The organism is Phocaeicola faecicola (genome assembly GCF_013618865.1).
Taxonomy (GTDB): domain Bacteria; phylum Bacteroidota; class Bacteroidia; order Bacteroidales; family Bacteroidaceae; genus Phocaeicola; species Phocaeicola faecicola.
On the sequence record NZ_JABSOE010000025.1, the window covers coordinates 1 to 20684 of the forward strand.

Consider the following 20684-nt stretch of genomic DNA (forward strand, 5'->3'; position numbering starts at 1 on the left):
GCCGGCAATTGAAGCAAGCTTCAATCCCGCTGCCCCTCGACTTGCATGTGTTAAGCCTGTAGCTAGCGTTCATCCTGAGCCAGGATCAAACTCTTCATTGTAAAATATCTTTTTACTCTTGCGAGTAGTTTTTGTCTCTGTTCAGGAAACCGATTATTTTCTTTACTTGATTAAAGTATTGACGGTTCTTTCTGTCCTATACATTATATATAAGACGTTTCTTGTACTACATCTTGTTTGTTTATCTAAAGTCTTTCAAAGAACTATTTCTTTTCGTTTTCTACTTTCGTTTTGTTGTCGAAAGCGTTTGCAAAGTTAAGCGGTTTATTTTAAACCGCCAAATTTTTTCGAAGTTTTTTTTCAAAAAAGTTTTTCAGGCGGTCCGGATGACCAGGCTTACCCTTTCTCGCTCCCTTACACTGTGTAAGGTAAGATACTCGGTGCAGCTAGCTGGAGTCACTCCGACACTTGCACTCTGCTTCAGCATGTCACTGTTTCTAACGTCTTTCCCTCTCGAAAGCGGTTGCAAAGGTACGCACTTTTTCCGGTTCTGCAAGTATCACGCACACTTTTTTTCTGACTTTTTTCACACTTTGGTTAAAATACGTTGTAAAACAATACGTTACGCAATGCATTTTTTCAACTTCAAGTCCGGATACAAAATCCTGTACACATTATTATATATATTATAACAGAGAGAACCGGAAAACGCCAGGAAAAAATACGGGAAACAGACGATGACAGAAAGACAAAATTGCCCAGGAACAGGAAACAAAGAAGAAGAAAAGTGAAATTTTTCGGGAATAAGGCAGCCGGAAAAACAGTCCGGATGGACGGACAGGGTACACAATCCAGCAAAAAATTCAAATATACATTCTAAAAATCCTGCAATATAATGCAGAAATTCATATACGAACAACAAACCATGACAATGCACACATCAAAAATTCCTGCAATATAATGCAGAAATTCATATCCAAACTGCAGACTATGACAGTGAACAAAACAAAAAATCCTGCAATATAATGCAGAAATTCATATACGAACAACAAACCATGACAGTGAACAAAACAAAAAATCCTACAATATAATGCAGAAATTTATGCCCAAACTGCAGACTATGACAGAGAACTAAACAAAAAATCCTGCAATATAATGCAGAAATTCATATCCGAACTGCAGACTATGACAGTGAACAAAACAAAAAATCCTGCAATATAATGCAGAAATTTATAACCGAACAACAAACCATGACAGTGAACAAACAAAAAAATCCTGCAATATAATGCAGGATTCCGCATCCCAACCACGTCTGATTGCCCCATAACCATCATCTTCCGGAAAAGAAACACCGCAGAAAAGGAAATATTCCCTTATGTTTTTTCCCACGCAAAACAAAAGATCAGGGAAAAGACCGCCACCTTCTGGGAAAATATCGCCAGCTTTTGGAAAAAGACCGCCACCTTTTCAACCAAACGCCTTTATGAAGGCAGCCAAACACCTATATTGGATTAACAAAGCATCATATCTGTCGTTTCCCAGAAACATCAGACCGATTTTCAAACCAATAAATAATAAGATGCAGAAAATGCAATCACATAAAAGCGTACAGAAAAGACAAAAGAAAACTAAAGAAATCTGCGCATGACGGAACAGATTAAAATCAAAGCCGTCAATATTGGGGTTCCACTACAAAGAAGATAAGACAAACTTCTGAAATAGATATACCTCCACAGTCAAAAGGAAGTACTGTAAATAAAAAAGGAGTGTAAATAAAAAGGAAAGACTATAAATAAAAAAAGGAGTACCGCTGTACTCCAACCTTTGTTAACCTTAAATCTAATACTATGAAAAACACAATACAAAGGTACGGATTTAATTGGTAACTCCAAGCAATCCTTCCCTAAAAACGTGTTTTATAACACATTTTAATAGATATACCAACTTGCATATCAGATTTTAACAACCACTTTTCACAGACAAAAAAACGGCAGCTGCATACTACCATGCAACTGCCGTCTTCAAGTCTATCATAAAGAATATCCAATTCAACGATTAGGAGTTTCCCAAACCTTAGTTTCCTGGCAACAGATATCCAACTGCTGATCACCGCATTTGATTATAAAATCGCCTTTTTCCAGACGCCATTTACCGTCGTATCCCACAAAGGCAAGGTCACTTCCTTTCAATTTCATGGTAACCGTCTTTGTTTCTCCCGGTTTCAAGGAAATCTTTTCAAAGTTACGCAAACGTATATTATCAGGAGTGCTGCTTGCCACCACGTCCTTTGAGTAGAGCAATACACTCTCCTTGCCTTCCACCTTGCCGGTATTAGTCACATCGACAGAGAAGACCAGTTCATCGGAAGCCACAAACTCCGTACGGTCCACCCGTAAATTACGGTAAGCATAAGTCGTATAACTCAATCCGTAACCAAACGGCCACTGCACATCCATTACCGCATCATAATTATAATTACCTCCCATCTGTCCCATGTTCTCGCACGACTTATAATCGTAGTTAGGCAACATGTTCACGTATTTAGGATAAGTAAACGGCATTTTGGCACTGAAGTTTGCATCACCCGACAGCAGATTGGCCAATGCATCTCCGCCGTAGTTACCCGGCAACATGACATTCACCACCGCTTTGGCCAAAGGCACAATATCATTGATGATACGCGGACGACCCTGATTCAGGATCAATACCACCGGCTTGCCTGTACTGGCAAGTGCCTTCACCAGGTTACGCTGGTTGGCCGACAATGTCAGGTCGTTCATATTTCCCGGAGTCTCACAATAAGAATTCTCTCCGATGCAAGCCACGATCACATCCACACCTGCAGCAGCCTTAACAGCCTTATCAATTTCCGGTTCATTCTCTTCCCACCAGTTGTCATTCTTATAAGGCGCATAAGTCACACCCGGTTCGTATACGATATTCTGTGTTCCGAACTTATCGCACAAGGCTTCATAAATCGTATGATATGCCCCTGCAAACTCATCGGCACGATGCCCCTGCCAGCTGTACGACCAGCCTCCGTTCAGGCAACGCATGGAATTGGCATTAGGACCGGCAAGCAATATCTTCGTTCCCTTGCGCAAAGGAAGGATACCGCCCTCATTCTTCAGCAAGACTTCTGATTCCTCGGCAGCCTGCAAAGCCTCAGCGGCAAACTCAGCCGAACCAAACTTATCGTACTTCCGGATATCCCAATAAGGATGCTCAAACAGTCCCAAACGGTATTTCAAACGCAGGACACGGGCCACTGCATCATCAATACGGCTCATGGGTACCTCACCTTCCTGAACCAGCTCTTTCAGATAATCACAGAAGCTGACCTCATAAGGCACCATCGACATGTCGATACCCGCATTAATAGCAATTTTAACCGCCTCCTTCTTGGTTGCCGCAATATGGTCGCGCGTACAAAGGTTGTTGATATCCGCCCAGTCGGTCACAATCATTCCGTCCCAGTTCAAATCCTCTTTCAGCCAATCGGTAAGCAACTCACGGTTGGCATGGAACGGCATTCCATTATCTACCCCTGAATTAACCATCACCGACAAGGCCCCCGCCTTCACGGCAGCAAGGAAAGGAGCAAAATGCTTTTCACGCAAGTCGGAACGCGAAATCGAAGACGGCGTACGGTCCTTACCCGAAACCGGCACTCCGTATCCCATATAATGCTTCATGCACGCAGCTACCCGATACTCACCGATGTGATTAGGGTCTTCTCCCTGAAAGCCCTTTACAGCAGCCACTCCCATTTCCGCATTCACGTAACAGTCCTCTCCGTAGTTTTCCCACATACGGGGCCAGCGAGGATCCCGTCCCAGGTCAACCACCGGAGCGTAAGTCCATGGAATACAGCCAGCCTTGGTCTCATAGGCTGAAATCTCAGCCCCCCGTCTTACCAGTTCGCGGTTGAAGGAAGCTCCCATATTAACCCCTTGAGGAAACAAGGTACCGTCCAGTGTATAAGTAGTACCATGAATCTGGTCAACCCCATAAATACAAGGGATACCTATCTCTTTCATCGATTTTTCCTGAATCTTCCGGATAGCCTCGGCCCATACCTCCTTTTTCTGTGCCACACTGAGCGGCACATTCAAGATGGAACCGACCTTATACTTTCCGATTACCGTATCCAGCATGGCCTCACTCAGTTTAAAGCCCTCCTTGCTTCCCGGAAAATCCGTTACCACATCCACCGTAATCTCACACATCTGCCCGATTTTTTCTTCGAGCGTCATCTTTTTCAACCATTCCTGAATATTCGCCTCAATCACCGGATCGGAAGGGATGGCAGGCAGAGACTGAGCCATTCCCGACAGACAACCGGCACAAACGACCGAAGCCATTGCAAAATTTCGAATGTTTTTCATAACTCCGTTTTTCATATTATTATCTGACAAAAATCCCAATTTTCGTGTCAACGGCAAAAGCGCTCGAGAATCTCCATGCACATCCGGCCGTTATGATACGGACATTTCCAGAACCCTGCCTTATCGTCTTTCGTGTTCACCGTACCATCGGCATACAAGCTCCAGTGCCATTCGCCCTTTTCCTTGTCCACCAGTTTCTCCCGGATGAAATCCCAGCACAACAGCGCTTTTTCCAAAGCCTTTCTGTCGCCAAAATGCTGATACAGATTCACATGACCCACGACATTCTCGGCCTGTACCCACCAGTGAAGTTCCCGGTCGACCTTCTGCTTGTCGATAAAATTCTCATAAATCATGCTTCCATCCGGATTCAGTCCCTCGTCGGCAGCCTCAGCAATCTTCACAATCAGCGGCTCCACCTTCTTCAGCAAATCCTCATCCTCCAACACCAGCGCCGCTTCATGAATCAGCCAGGAAGCCTCAATATCGTGTCCATACGACACAATCCGGTACTTGTTGGTCCAGTCATCCTCGAAAAACAGATTCAGGTGACAAGTCTCCGCATCCAGAATCTTGTCCAGGAACAAATTCACCAGGTTCCGGATCTGAGCCTTAAGACGCTCATCCTTCCATACCCGGTACAAATTGGTATACGGCTCCAGAATGTGCAAGTGCGTATTCATTGTCTTCTTTTCATTCTCATCCTTGTCACTCAGCCGCATATCCGCTATCGGTTGCCAGTCGCGGGTCAAAGCCTCCAGGTAACCGTTCTTCTCTCTATCAAAGCTATATTTTTCAATTGAATCAAACAAGCACTTTGCATATTTTAGTGCTTCTTCATCGCCCGTAGCCCTTGCATACTCACTCAATCCGTAAATCGCAAACCCCAGCGCATAAATCTGCTTCTTGGTATCCAGCGGTTTACCCTGGCAGTCCAGTTCCCAGTAAACCCCACCGAACTCAGGGTCATAAAAATAATCAATCAGGTACCGCTTGGCACGCGTAGCCGTTTCCAGATACTCACGCTTTCCCAGCAAACGATAAGCCGCAGAAAACGTCCATAAAATACGCGCATTCAGGATAGCCCCCTTCGAAGCAGTCTCTTCCAGCACATCCTCACCCGTAATCCGGCCATAAAAACCTCCCCGTTCACGGTCGACCATCACCGTCATCCAGAACGGCAAAATATTATTTTCAAGTTCCGCCTTTGTCTCGGCACACAACTTCTTCAACAGTTCCTTACACATTTTCCGAATTTCTTTTTAGGTTCAACTCTTTCATTATACCTCTCATCTTCTGCTCACCCAGCGGATAAAAACAAATAAATAGTACAGAAATGAAAGCTGCGGCCGCAGGCAACAGACTCAGGAACATCTTGATGCCATGAATGGTCTCCTCAGTCTGCACGGCATTGGCCTGGAAACCGAAGAAAGACAGCAGCCAGCCGGTCACTGCCGTACCGATGGCCCATCCGAATTTCTGGCTCATGGACGAAGCACTGAATATCAGTCCCGTCGCACGGTTGCCCGTATTCAGTTCCGAGAAATCGGCACAGTCCGCATACATTGACCACAGCAGCGGGAAAATACATCCGGCACACACACTGATCAGGCACTGGAACACAAAAATCAGTACCAGGTCATCCTTGTCGAACCAGAAAAAAATGACACTCAACACCGAAGCCACCAGCATTCCCAATGCAAAAGTATTCTTTTTTCCCAACCGGTTGCTCAACGGTGCCGCCAGAATCACACCCACAATATTCGCTATCTGCCCTATGGACAAGTACAGTCCGCTCAGCACGAACGATACCCCCATGAGTGAAATGCTCTGATATTCCTCTTCTACCACAAAATACTTAAAGTAATACACTGCCGCCCCATCGCGGATGGAGTTGAACACCAGCGTACCCACGCCCGCACCAAACAGAATCCACCACGGATGATTATGAAACAAATCCTTGACATCTGTCTTCAAAGACGTCTTTTTGTCATTAATAGGCTTTACCCGCTCCCGGGTCCACGCAAAACATCCGAAGAAAAGCAATGCACACATCACGGCAATGACAATCACCGCCATACACCATCCCCACTGCTGGTCGGCCGGCTCCTTGCTTCCGCCACTGAACAAATTGACCATCGGCATAAACAGCAGCAGTGCGATGAAACTGCCCAGGTAGGCAAACATCATACGGTAAGTAGACAACGTATTCCGCTCTGCCGGATCCGGACTCATCACCCCAAGCAGCGAAGCATAAGGCACATTAATACCGGAGTACACCATCATCATCAGCGAATAAGTGACATAAGCATAAATCAGCTTTCCGGTATTGCCAAAGGGAGGCGTATAAAAAGTAAGTACTCCTATCAGCGCAAACGGAACAGCCAGGTACAACAAGTATGGACGGAACTTACCCCACCGGCTCGACGTACGGTCGGCCACTACCCCCACAATCGGGTCGAACACAGAGTCCCAAATACGGGTTACCAGAAACATCGTACCCACCATGGCAGCAGGCAGTCCGAACACATCTGTATAAAATATCATCAGGTAGGCGCCGAACAATTTCCAGAACATGGAAGAAGCCATATCCCCAAAGCCATACCCTATCTTTTCCGTGAGTTTTATCATAGCAGTACTTACTTTCTAAATTATTTTTTCATCAATTTCATATTCTTGTCAATCAACTTCTTCAACGTTTCCACAGAAGCCGTCGTAGTCAGTCCGTCCTGAGGAGTATTCATACAGTAATCCACCAGTTTGTCAACCGTAGAAACAGCCACATGCATACGGGTATCCGAAGAAGCATAATAAATGAACACCTTGCCATCCTCATCGGCAATCCATCCGTTCGTAAACAATACGTTCGATACATCTCCGATACGCTCTTCCCCTTCTGGAGCCATGAAATAACCGGCAGGAGCCGCAATCAGCTTGCTCGGATCTTCCAGTGAAGTCATGTACATGTACAATACATAACGCAGTCCGGCCGCACAGCCACGCACCCCGTGTGCCAGGTGCAACCATCCCTTCGACGTCTTGATAGGATGAGGACCCTCACCGTTCTTCACCTCCTTGATGGTATGATAATAACGGAAGTCAATGATTTTCTCCTCCTTCACTTCGGCATGAGTGATGTCATCCACCAGCGCCCATCCGATACCGCCACCGCTTCCGGCATCAATAAACCCATCCTGAGGACGAGTATACAATGCATACTTTCCATCCACGAACTCCGGATGCAGCACCACGTTACGCTGCTGGCTCTTCGACTTCAGGTCCGGCAGACGCTCCCAAGTCTTCAAATCCTTCGTACGGGCAATGGCCGCAGTAGCCGTAGCCGAAGAAAGGTCACCCGCAGGCGCATTGTCATCATGACGTTCGGCACAGAAGATACCGTAAATCCATCCGTCTTCATGAGCCGTGAGACGCATATCATAAATATTGGTAGCCGGAATCACATCATCCGGCATCGTAACCGGATAATCCCAGAAACGGAAGTTGTCCACCCCGTTCGGGCTTTCAGCCACTGCAAAGAACGACTTACGGTCGGCTCCTTCCACACGTACCACCAGCAGATACTTGCCATTCCATTTGATGGCACCCGAATTCATTGCCGCATTCATGCCGATGCGCTCCATCAGATACGGATTGGTTTTCTCATCAAGATCATATCTCCAGAATACCGGAGTATGAGCCGCAGTCACAACCGGATATTTATAACGGGTATACACACCGTTGGTAGTCTCCACAGGTTCGTTCTTACGAGTTATCAACTCTTCGTGCTGAGCGAACAATCTTTTTACTTTTTCTTCGAACAAGTCCATTGCTATAAATTTAATAAGATTATTTAATCGTTTTCATATCCCCCGCAAACAAGGTACGCGGATCGTTATAGAAGTTTACAAAATCGGCAGCCGACGGATGTCCCGGATACGGAGCATAATAATGATTCTCACGTTCGCGTGCGTTTCTCCATACCAGTACGTAGCTGACCGGATATTTCTCGACTACGGGCATCAGCGTCTGCGTCCACCACAACGAATCAGGAATCGTCTCATATCCGGTTTCAGTCACCGCGATGGCCTTCTGGTGTGCCTTGCCTACCTGCTCCATGATGCGCAAGGCATTGTCCAGACTCTGGACATAAGCCTCCCGGTCGAACTGGTATGCATCTACCCCGATCAGGTCAACAATGTCATCTCCCGGATAACGCTCCAGATAGGCTGTAGAATCCTTCGGCTCCGTACCCGGTGAATATGCATAGAGCAACTGGGTAGCCCCGTTCTCCTGCATCCGTTCGTAAGTCATTCTCCAAAGTGCCTTGTAATCGGCGGCAGTACACAGATTCTGTCCCCACCAGAACCAGCTTCCTGTATGCTCATGCCAGGGACGGAACAGTACCGGCACCTTCACTCCGTCGGCCGTCTGGATAGAATTCATAAAACCGGCAATCTTATCCAGCCATCCCAAGAACTTATCATGGTTGACTCCTCCCGGCAATACCGACTTCACCACCGTAGAGTCCGTCACGTCCCAGGAATCTTTTCCAGTGAGCGGATTGTCCACGTGCCAGCTGAATGAAGACATGCCTCCACGCTCATACTGTGCAACAACCTCCTTCCGGATACGGTCCAGCTTCACATTATCCAGTGTCTTGTCGCCAAAAATCTCCATCCGTCCCAAATCGAAAGACATCATGGCAGGATAGTCTCCGCACACATCCTTCACGTCACTGCGGTTTTCATCCCCATCCCATCCGATACCGTACACCGGATCGTCGTGATGACCAAACATAAACTTATGCTGTGCAGGCAGAGATTTCAGTGTCTTCAGCATGGCCTGCGCCTCAGAAGTCTTAGTTATTTCAGTTTCATTATTCTGGCGAGAAGAACAGCCCGCCAAACCCGTTCCAACAATCATCATTGTCACAATAAACCTTGGTATTTTCATAATAATTAGTTTTCTATTTAACATCAGCAAAGATAAAGAAATTACCTCCTGCGAAATGATACAATTTTAGCATATACATATACCTTTCTTTTTTCGGAAGAAACAGAAGAACGATATGATAAAAAAAGTGGCTATACTTACTGCACAGCCACTTTTTCCTGTATTCCTCCATTCACCCCTGTGATCATTTAAAAGACGGAAGCTGATCACGGGAAATCACATAAGACTGTGACATGGCATCCTGCCACCATGCTTTGTCGGCATGTGAAAGCGAAGCTCCTTCATTATCATACCAAGGCATAAACCACAACCATCTGGCACCGGCTGTCCACTGTTCGGACAACAGGCCGAGTGGGCTCTGTGTATCTACATAAGCACCGCATTCGCTCAGTGCCACCATCTTGTTGCCAAACTCGGAAATCACAGTCTGGTACTGAGAAGCACAGTCTGCCGCACTATTTCCATACAAATCACGTCCTACCACATCCACATACTGGTCGCCCGGATACCAATCCGCATCACCCGTTTCGGTGGTCCATACCCAGATCAGGTTGTTCAAGCCCTGAGCCTTAAAATAGTCGAACATCTGAATCCAGAGTTTCTTGAAGCTATCCGCATTCTTTCCCCACCAGAACCATCCTCCGGCAGCCTCATGAAGCGGTCTCCAGATAACCGGAATACCTTCGTTCTTCAACAACTGCAGATATCCGGCAATCTTCTCCAGGTCGGCCTGAACGGTCTGATACTCCCAGGTACCCTCAGTAAAGGCCTTATCAATATCAAAAGCAGTCTCATCCTTATAAGTAGTCAGACTCTCGCTTCCTTCAGAAGCCGGTACGTTCCAGTGCCACATGGCAGCTACCAGACCACCCGCATTCCACCAGTCAGAAACCGGAGTAATGTCACCATAATTAATCCAGCTGCCTTCTGCCGAAGCCTTCAGGTGAATATAATCGAAGCAGTTCAGAGCCGGATATTTTCCTGTCCATGCATACACCTGTTCCGATTCTTCCACATTCCATGACACATTGGCCATCATACCCGAAATGGTCTTCTGCTCATAAGTAGCCTGCAAGAAGTCATAGACCTTCTGTGCTTCGGGTGTCAGTGTATTTACCGGCTGCATATCCAGCCCCTGAGTCGTAAAGCTGACCTCTACTGCCGGTGCCGGCATTGCATTGGGGCCCGTTACCAGACCTTCCGGAACAGTAAGTGTATAAGACGTATTCCGTGAAGGGCAGTTGACCTCTACCACCAACGTCGGACTGGAACCGATGACGTCGGCCTTGACGATACTACCCCCGTTCGAAATCAGCAGCTGATCCTTTTTCTGTGAGGCAAAAAAGACATTCTTATCATAAGTAATACTGATGGTCACATTTCCCGGTTTAACTCCAGATGCTCCGGAAGCCGGAGTGGAAGAAAGGAACACGGGAGAAGCCACTTGCGCAATTTCATGCTCTACTGCAGTAGAGCATGAAACGATAGCAAATAGTGTGACGAACAACAAAAAATATTTATAAACCCTATTCATATCTGTTTTTATTTAATATATACTGAATCAATTGTATAGTTCTGTCCGCTGACAATCAGTCCCCCACTCTGCAACTGAGAAAGAATCTCAGAAGTGATTTCCAAAGAGAAATTGCCATCAATATTGAAATACTCAGTGTCCGGTGCAATGGCTGCCCAGTTGCCATTCTTGAATGAGCCCTGTGCACCCGACAGCAAATCCGTAACCACTACAGTGATGACCTGTCCTACCTGCGCATCAGCAAACTGACCGGCAGGAATTTGTGCAGACCGTTCCCATGCACCTATCACCAGAGGACCTTCAAAAATACACATTCCCATAGCGCCCTCTACCTGAATCGTATAAGATATTGTTCCATTAGAAGAAACCAGTTCAATCACGGCAGCACCGATTACATCGGCAGGCAAAGAAACCAGAAGTTTCGAGTCGCGCAGGATAAACTGAACCTGAGTACCGTTGACTGTGACATGCTGCAACTTATCTCCGTTGGCCACTTCCAGTTCGAGCAAAGCACCGGCTTCTACCTTTTCCGGAAGCTCCATCACATAGCAGCATTGCGGTTTGGAAACATTGAGCCACAGGCCCTCGACCATTTCCCCGTTATGCATATTCAAGGTCACATTTCCACTTTCTGCTTCCATCGGCACGGATACCTGCAATTCATCGGCAGCCGGTGCAGTCACTTCCACAGTCTGTCCTCCGGCAAACGTAACCGAAGCAACCAAATCCAGGTTCTGTCCCTTTATCAGCAGCGCTTCTCCGGCAGGAACCTCAGCAGGAAGATAACTGTCGACCTGAGGCTTCAAGGTTTCAATAGCCACACTTACCTGTTTTCCGCTGCCGGTATTCAATACCAACTGTCCGCTCTGGGCTTTTTCAGGTACTACAACTCTCAGTTCATTTTCCGACTGAGCTGCCGGAAGCACCTTTTCATCTACTCCCGGGAAAGAAAGGTCGACTACCAGATCCAGTGAACTACCCGTAAGAAGTATCTCGTCTCCACCACGGATACCTGAAGCCGGACTTGCCACAACCTTTGAAGGAACCGCCATAGTCAGATGAGCTATCACCACCTTCACTTCCGAAGCCGGAACCATCACAATCTCACCGTCGGAAGCATTGGCAGGCAATACAAAAGAAAGAGTGTGATCACCTTCGAGAGCAAACTCCACTGCAGTACCGTCAGGCATCAGTACTTCTTTCACCAAGTCAAGATGAGAACCATCTACCGAGATACGGTCACCGGGGTTTGCATGCTGCAGTTCGGCTACGGTTTCCACAGCAGGCAACACTACTGTCAACTCCTCTTCCGAGTAAATCAGGTTAGGCAATTCTGCTCCGTCCGACAAGATAACCTGTCCGCTTTGAGCTTCCTGAGGTACCGTCAAACAAATGGTTTTCCGGTCGTGAGCTACAAAATCCTCGGCTGAAACCGTCACATTATCTGCAAAAATCACCTCATTGATCAAATTCAGATAATCCCCTTTAATCGTCAGTTCATCGCCCGGCAACACCGACAACGGACTCAACTCATCAATAGAAATCGGTTCGGTAAACGTCAGTTCAGTCTGTGTCGTGATATCCCCTTGCGGCGTTCTCAACACCAACTGTCCCGGTTCGGCATCCTGAGGAACAGTGATACGGATTTCCGTATCACTGATCACTCTTATCTCCGTAACGTCTCCGCTTCCCGGAATCCATACAGCCGTTACCTGATCCATTCCACTTCCCAAAAATCTCAACTCACCTCCTCGTGCCACCGGTGAAGGTCCAAATACATTCAGACTGATACCCCCTGTATACTGGTTCGTATCCACGTCGTCCCCTTTCAAACAAGAAGTAAAGGAAACGCCAGTCATCAAAAGTGCTCCAGCAAGAAAAAGCACTGATAATTTATTTGTTTTCATTGTATATCGATATTATGATTAATGAATAGGTACTACCCGGATATTGTCAATACAGATAGTCGGAGTACAAGCCGTTCCGGTTACTCCACCGTTCCATACAAACAACGTAAGTCCGGTAATGTCTGTTGCCGACAATGGAGAGAGAGAAATTCCAGAAGCTCCATAACAGAAATCAGACAAAGGAATCGTCACAGTAGTCCATCCGGCAGTAGTATAACTTCCGGTTGATGCCCATGGTATCCACAATCCTCTTGGGAATGTATCGTCCTGGAAGAACGCATTGTTCATATTGTTTCCGCTGACCTCATTATTGGTAGTCAGCAACACCTGCATGGCACAGGCACTCCAGGCATCCGGAACATTAACCTCAAATTTCAGCTGCAGGTTGCTCAAGTCAGAGAAATCAACCAACGTATTCAAATACGGAGTAGCTTCATCACCATAGGGCCAGTACTCGAAAGCGAAGTTCGTATCATTCCAGGAACCGTTATCCAGATCACCCTGGAAAATCAGGTAATTTCCATCCAGCGGAGCCACTTTCTCCAATGTACCGATCTTAGGAGCATGCCAACCGCAGAAATTAGCGATAGCCTCATCACCATCATCATCAAAGTCGAACAAGAATCCTTCCCGTTCCATGTAGCGGAAAGTAGACTGACTTTTACCATAAATTGATTCTATATTGATATATCCCATCTCTGCTCCTTCGGGAACCACAAAACTGATGGCGTTACGGGTCAGGCTGGTCACTTCAGTTACCGGAACATTGCCGATTTCGATGGTAAGAGGCACATTCGGGTCATCAATGAAATAATCTCCATAAATGGTAGCCACAGTACCCGGAAGCGCATATTCGTTCGACATAGAAGTAATTTCAGGAGCCGGAACCAAAACCTTGAAATCATATGTCACAGTTTCCTGATTCCGGTTGACCAGATAAATCTTATTTGTCACTACTTCCGGAATTGCAGAAGGCACATCTACAATCAACGTATTGTCTGTAATCAGACTGGTATTCAGAACGGCTTTCTGGTCATTGAAGTACAATTCATACACGCTACGCAGATTTTCTCCGACCAGACAGATCGTATTCGACATATACGCACCGGTAATCAGAGAGTCGGCTACAGCCGGATCGGTCATCCGCACATAACTTACAGAAGGAAGGCCGTCGGCGATCTCATACTTGTCGGGTTCGTCCTCACATGCAGTAGTCATCATTCCCAGAATGACTGCACCAGCTGCTACTAACCCTTTTATATATCTCATTGCTTTCATCTTATGTCTTTTTTATTAATAACTAAATTCACTTCGTACATCCACATGAATCGGATCCTCCATCAAATGAGGATTGAATACCACGTCCTCGGTAGGGAACGGCAGGGTAAAACTGGAAACTGTCACGTTAGGCTTCACTGCATCCGGATTGTAACGGTGCTCTTCAGGATTTACCGTAAACGTACCGCTCTGATAATAAGTCTTGTACAAATCATCCAATCCATAATACACATCCCTGCGCTGATTAGTCAGTTCCTGTATTGCCCGTTGAGAATCATAATATGACAAACGGACATAATCGTACCAGCGGTCACCTTCACAGGCCAGTTCCAGACGACGTTCTTTCCATACATCCTCCCAGGTGATGACCGAAGGACGCTTGTACGTACTGACGGCACGATGACGTACCTGATAGAAGGCATCGATGGCAGATGCATCGGAAGTAGAACCGTTGTTTCCGATGACAGCTTCCGCATATACCAGATACACGTCAGACAATCGCAACAGATGTGTACTCAACTGGCTACGCTGAGTGGAAGCCGATACTCCGCAACCGGTCAGATGGTCATTGGCATTACCGTAAAGATGCTTGACTGCATTGGCACCTGTTCCACTCTGGTAAGTACCCGGACCGCCCAGTCCGTCGGTATCATAAATAAAATTGATGTAGTTGAATCCACCCTTGTCCTGCCAGAAATACTCATAAGTATCTCCACACATCATCATGGTTGCCTTACGGCGAGCATCACCGTTATAGCGCATCGGGCTCAAGGCATTTTCTCCAAACGCATCCTGCAAGTCGACAGACGGTCCGTTATAACCGCCCCAGCAATCACCGAACTCATCGAAACCGACAATCGCCAGATCCGACTGCAAGGCATTCTGGCAAGTCCACATATCGGAAGAAGCCGACCAGTGCCATGACAGCAAACACTCTTCATTGAAGTTATTCGCCAGACGGAACACATCAGAATAATTCTCCAGCAAATGTCTTCCTGAATTATCGATGACATCCTTTGCATAAACCGCAGCCTTACGGAGGTCTTCTTCATTCCGAGAGCCGTTCATGCCATATCCCGATTTGGTCAGATAAACCTTTGCCAGCAATCCTTTGGCAGTATACTGGTCGATTCGTCCTTTGGAGTTTGAAGCCGGCAGCAATTCAATCGCTTTTTCCAGGGTCATCACGATATATTCATATACATCCGGAATCTGCACCTTATACTTTTCGTTATAGTTTCCTGCCGCAATGTCCTCAGAGTTACTGTGCACGATAGGCACAGCTCCAAAAGTACGTACCAGGTAGAAATAAGCCATAGCCTTCCATACCAGGCATTCGCCCATACAGGTATTTTTGGTCTGTTCAGAAACCTCGGCCGACATCAGACGTTCACGGATAGTATTGGCGTAAGCATTGACCGACCACAATGAATATGACATGTTGATCAAGTCCTCATCCGTACCGTTCACGGTAAACGTCAGGTAAGGAGAAGAGCCCCAATAGTAGTTTCCGGCAAGAACCTCTCCCACTTTAAAGAATCCGCGCTGGAAATCAAACCACGGTGAGTTATACAACGGGTTCACTCCCTGGAAGCACTGCTCGTCATTCTGATAAAAGTTATCGACATTATATGAATCCACAGCCGGACGGTCCAGAAAATCATCGCAGGCACACAGATTAGCTCCCAAAACGGCTGCAAAAGCCCAATATTTTATTTTATTGTATTTCATATACCACAACTATTTAGAAAGAAACATTTAATCCGAACGAATAAACCGTAGGAGAAGGATAACGTCCGTTATCCAGTCCGTAGACATTTGCACTGGAAGTGCTGACACCGATTTCCGGATCGTAACCATCGTATCCTGTAATGGTCAGCAGGTTCTGGATATTAGCATAGACACGTAAGTTTTCCAGACCCCATTTCTTGATCATTTTTCCAGGGAAGGTATATCCCAATGTGATATTTTTCAGACGAATATAAGAACCGTCTTCAATATAGCGGTCACTTACACGGTCATTGTCGTTCGGATCCTGTACAGAGGCACGAGGAATCGAAGCATCGGGATTGGCCACACGTACATTGGTAATATCATCATACCAGTTATATACAGTAGTACCATTGACAAGTACACCTCCCGAGTAATCCTTGTTCGGGTTGATCGGCACAATCTGGGCACGGTCCAACACCGTAGTAAGCTGGTTGCTCCAAGGAGAATTCATGTGTGTCAGTTTCATGCTCAGGTAATTGAATACCTTGTTTCCATACGATCCGTTGATGAATATAGACAAGTCGAAGTTCTTATAACGGAACGTATTGGTCCATCCATAAGTAAACTTAGGCAGCGGAGAACCGATATTGGTTCTATCGTTTTCATCAATCACTCCATCACCGTTCAGATCCTTATACTTGATATCTCCTACCCAAACGGTATTGGTACGGTTAAAGACTCCATTTGCCGGATATTTCACCGGTTTGGCAGAAGTCTGCAGGTCTTCCAGATCCTCATATACTCCATCACATACATATCCATAGAAATTATACAAAGACTCGCCTACATTCGTCACACTTACCACATCGTTCCACTGTCCGTAACCGACAATTTGTGCATTGGCCGTTCCGTCAAGCGCGCGCAACTTATTCTTGTTGAAAGAAATCTGGAAATCAGAATCCCATTCAAAATTACCTACCAGAGGGTGAGTATTCAGCGAGATTTCCCAACCTTTATTCTCAATGTCTCCATAATTACCCATCGGTGCAGCCAGTGCAGAAGAAACATTACCAGAAGTACCCATATAAGAAGGAAGCTGCAAGGACATCAACATATCTTTTGAAACCTTCTGATACCAGTCGACTACCAGGTTCACGCGGTCGTGGAAGAATCCCAAGTCAATTCCCACATTCACCTGTTCCTGAGTTTCCCACTTCACTCCCAGGTTGGCGATATTAGACTGACGGTATCCCAAGCCTAATCCGGTCGGCATTCTCGACATGCTGGCACCCCAACGATAACCACCGATGTTTGAGTTACCGGTCTGTCCCCATCCCAGACGCAACTTACCGTTGCTGATGACACTGCTCAACGATTCAAAGAAACTTTCGTTTGAGAAACGCCAGGATCCGGCTACGGCATGGAAACCGGCCCAACGGTTATCCGGTCCGAAATTGGAAGAACCGTCATAACGGTAAGTATAAGTAGCCAGGTAACGGTCGGCATAATTATAAGTCAGACGAGTAAAGAACGAAGCCATTGCCGAACTTCCAAATCCTGAGTTGATAGACGGAGTACCGGTTCCCAGTGCCGGATTATGAACCACATCCGAAGGCAGATTCGTATTGGCTACCGAAGTATAGTCGTAATTAGACTCCCAGCATTCCTGACCCAGCATGGCAGTAAAACCATGTTTATCAATCTGGCCGTTATAAGTCACATAGTTTTTCAACTGCCAGAACGTACTGTTGTTTTTCTGTATGGAACTTGAGTTGCTGTCACGCTTCCAGTTTCCCAGATTTACTTTCGGCTGATAGCGCTCTCCTTTATTATAACTGATATCATAACCAAACTCCGTATGCCAGGTAAGATTCTTCATCAAAGTCACATCTGCAAAGATGCTTCCGGTCAGTTTCTGACGATACAGCAAAATCTGGTCCATCATAGCCATGGCAATCGGGTTAGGATTGGTATATCCTTCACGCACGATAGAAGAATAATTGCCGTCGATATCATAAATAGGAATATCCGGAACAGTCTGCAATGAATAAGTAATAATACCCTGATCACTATCGGCCAGTTTCAAGTCATCTTTAGTAGACGAGTAAGTCGCATTCAAACCAATCTTCAGCCAAGGCTTCAACTGCGCATCCAGGTTCGTACGGAACGAATAACGGTTAAAGCTTGATCCGATCAAGGTACCGTCCTGATCCATATATGAACCGGAAACATAATATTTTACTTTCTCTGTACCTCCCTGAGCCGAAATCTGGTGCTGATGCTGCAAGGCTGTACGGAAAATAGCATCCTGCCAGTTGGTTCCTACGCCCAGCAAAGACGGATCAGCATAAATCGCACTTTTCTCCAATTCTCCGGTTTCTACGAAATCATTGTAGAAGCTGGCAAACTCACGCAGGTTCATCATATCCAGACGCTTGGTCTGACGCTGCACCGCCATCATACCGTCATAAGTAAATTTAGCCTCTCCGGCCTTTCCACGCTTGGTAGTAATCAATACTACTCCGTTGGCTCCCTGTGCTCCATAAATAGCCGTAGCAGAAGCATCCTTCAAAATCTCCATTGACACGATATCGGCAGGGTTAATGGTAGAAAGAGGAGAAATGGTAGATACCGAGCCATTACCCAGCGCATCCCCCAGACCAAAATCGGCACCCGATGATCCGCCTCCCTGTACGATAACTCCATCAATCACATACAAAGGCTCTGCATTCGAGTTGATTGTAGCCTGTCCACGTACACGTATGGATGAAGAAGATCCCGGAGCACCCGAAGTAGTCACTGCCGAAACACCGGCCGCACGTCCCTGAAGAGACTGGTCAAGGTTGGTGATTACCGAACCCTTTATGGCATCCTCACCCACCGATACCGAAGCACCCGACAAGTCACTTTTCTTCATCGTACCGTATCCGACTACCACTACCTCGTCCAAAGTTTCCGAATCTTCTTTCAAGACAATATTTAAAAATGTTTGATTCGTTATCTTTATGGTCTGTGTAGCATATCCGATATAAGAAATCTCGAGCGTTGCTCCAGAAGATACATTCAACACGAAATTTCCATCTATATCCGTAATCACCCCGTTAGTTGTTCCTTTCTCAAGAACATTAGCTCCAATAATGGTTTCACCGGTAGCATCAACTACCTTACCTTTAATCTGTCTGTTTGTCTGCTGTTCTACTCCCAACGGAGCCACACCGGAAGCCCACGCCTGATGCACATTCCCCATTGAGACAGCGGCAAATGCACCCGCAATCAGTACACATTTTGTTAGACTTTTATCCATAATGTATTTTTAGTATGATTAATAAATTTCACCACTCAGACTAGATGTAAAAGAGTTATAGACTTGCATTTTCCAAGACCGTATCAGATTCAAGTCATTCTGGTTACATTTCCTTTACGACACAAAATTAACGATTATATAAGATACATAGTAATACTTTTTTATCCATAACTAGTATATAATTAAGACAGTAGTTCCACCTTTAAACAATCCTTATTTTCCCCGGACGTTTAAAGTAAACGAACGGATCAATGACAGGGTAGTACTGTCTGATGCAAAGACCGAATTCAGTCCTTGCGGCTCCTGCGCCGGATCTCCGGTATAATCATCCCCCGGTACCCAGGATTCGTGTGTAGACGACAGTTCCGCCAGTCCGCCCCATCCCCAGAAGTTACATCCGGCAAACAAAGACTGCATGGCCGCATGTTTTTCGACCAGTTCAAACACAAAGCGGTAATATGCATCACGGGCAGTTATCGGAGCAGCCTTGTCAAAGCGGAATCCGTCACGAGGATATCCGAATTCTTCCAGCACCAAAGGTTTCCGGTATTTTTTTGCTACAGCCAGGTGCTCGTCAATATATGCTTTTGTATTCGATTTTGCCTTTTCCAGATTGGCAGTCAGACTGTCTTTCGGCGCCCATCCCCAGTTATAGGGCCAGATATGTATATTCATATAATCCACATTGGAATCGGCATGAATTTCCTCGAACAAATTCAGGTCTGTTTCGCATCCCCATTTGCCCTCACTTCCGGTAGATACCAGGTGATTGGCATCCAAAGATTTGATCAGTGCGGCCGTTTCGCGCATCCATTTTGAGAAAGAGGCTTTATTTTCGGGCAAGAACGCACGCGGTTCATTTCCTATCTGCCAGGACATGATGGTAGGATCGTCAATATAACGTACCTTAGTATACCGGTTGGTACGGGTAATCACATCTTTCACATAATTTGCAAACAATGCCTGGGCACTGTCCGAACGTACAAACTGTCCGACAAATTCCATATAAGCAGCATACCCGTCAATGGCCGGCACCGGAGCCTTTCCATATCCGGCCCACTGCAGATATTGTCCGTATCCGCCGCTCCATTCCCAGGAATTGTTCAGATACAACACCGCCAGCATATCCCGCTTTGCCATCTCGGCCAGCAAGTAATCGAGTCCGGCAAAAATAGTATCATTGTACACTCCCGGAGCAATCTGCAGAGTCGGCTCTACCTTCGCCGGAACTCCTCGCTCTCCATCCGAACCGACCAGGATACGCAGGTTGTCAATTCCCAGACTCTTCAGTGAATCCAGTTCCCGGCACAAGCGTTCACGATTACCGCCCTCACCTTCTGAAGCCAGCATCGCTCCATACCAGAAATTCGCTCCAATATAATAATAGGGTTTTCCATTACGAATAAACTGCCCGTTCTCAATCCGGACAAAACTCTTATCTTCCGTTTTCTTCGAAACGGCAGTGCACGACAGTACGATGAACATCAATACTGACAAAAAAATAAAATTTTGTTTCCGCATATCTATTAGATTTATTTCAACGATGCAAAATTAGAGGGAATCAGTGTAGAAACATGATATAATTTTATCCAATACTTTACATTCCC

The 20684-nt window shown here is 46.1% G+C and carries 11 protein-coding genes and 1 rRNA gene; all 12 read right to left on the reverse strand.

Going from position 1 to position 20684, the window contains the following annotated elements:
- Positions 1-101 (reverse strand): 16S ribosomal RNA (locus H3001_RS08455); the annotation flags it as partial.
- 1947 nt (positions 102-2048) lie between these two features.
- Positions 2049-4388 carry a glycoside hydrolase family 3 N-terminal domain-containing protein gene (locus H3001_RS08460; RefSeq protein WP_181214691.1) on the reverse strand — a complete coding sequence of 780 codons (2340 nt, stop codon included), beginning with the start codon at positions 4386-4388 and terminating at the stop codon, positions 2049-2051.
- A 47-nt stretch (positions 4389-4435) separates the two neighbouring features.
- Positions 4436-5635 carry an AGE family epimerase/isomerase gene (locus tag H3001_RS08465; RefSeq protein WP_181214692.1) on the reverse strand — a complete coding sequence of 400 codons (1200 nt, stop codon included), beginning with the start codon at positions 5633-5635 and terminating at the stop codon, positions 4436-4438.
- A complete protein-coding gene (locus tag H3001_RS08470; protein ID WP_178245705.1) occupies positions 5628-7019 on the reverse strand; it encodes an MFS transporter in 1392 nt (463 codons plus the stop codon). The genes H3001_RS08465 and H3001_RS08470 overlap by 8 nt, the downstream gene beginning before the upstream one ends.
- Before the next feature lie 20 nt (positions 7020-7039).
- Positions 7040-8215, reverse strand: coding sequence for a glycoside hydrolase family 130 protein (locus H3001_RS08475; RefSeq protein ID WP_178245703.1), 1176 nt, complete (start codon positions 8213-8215; stop codon positions 7040-7042).
- A gap of 19 nt (positions 8216-8234) precedes the next feature.
- Complete coding sequence (locus H3001_RS08480) at positions 8235-9344, reverse strand: glycoside hydrolase family 26 protein (protein WP_394367801.1); 1110 nt, start codon at positions 9342-9344, stop codon at positions 8235-8237.
- 181 nt (positions 9345-9525) lie between these two features.
- The gene (locus tag H3001_RS08485; RefSeq protein WP_178245699.1) at positions 9526-10875 is read right to left on the reverse strand and encodes a glycosyl hydrolase; all 1350 of its coding nucleotides are present in this window, start codon (positions 10873-10875) and stop codon (positions 9526-9528) included.
- Between the two features lie 8 nt (positions 10876-10883).
- On the reverse strand, positions 10884-12782 hold the full coding sequence (locus H3001_RS08490) for a hypothetical protein (protein WP_181214693.1): 1899 nt from the start codon (positions 12780-12782) through the stop codon (positions 10884-10886).
- 18 nt (positions 12783-12800) lie between these two features.
- Complete coding sequence (locus H3001_RS08495) at positions 12801-14060, reverse strand: glycan-binding surface protein (RefSeq protein WP_246368530.1); 1260 nt, start codon at positions 14058-14060, stop codon at positions 12801-12803.
- 15 nt (positions 14061-14075) lie between these two features.
- A complete protein-coding gene (locus H3001_RS08500; protein WP_178245695.1) occupies positions 14076-15791 on the reverse strand; it encodes a RagB/SusD family nutrient uptake outer membrane protein in 1716 nt (571 codons plus the stop codon).
- A 13-nt stretch (positions 15792-15804) separates the two neighbouring features.
- Positions 15805-19077 (reverse strand): SusC/RagA family TonB-linked outer membrane protein, encoded by a 3273-nt coding sequence (locus tag H3001_RS08505; protein WP_181214694.1) that lies wholly within the window; start codon positions 19075-19077, stop codon positions 15805-15807.
- Between the two features lie 213 nt (positions 19078-19290).
- Positions 19291-20598: a glycoside hydrolase 5 family protein gene (locus H3001_RS08510; protein WP_178245693.1), complete on the reverse strand. Its 1308-nt coding sequence runs from the start codon at positions 20596-20598 to the stop codon at positions 19291-19293.
- Positions 20599-20684: the final 86 nt, after the last annotated feature.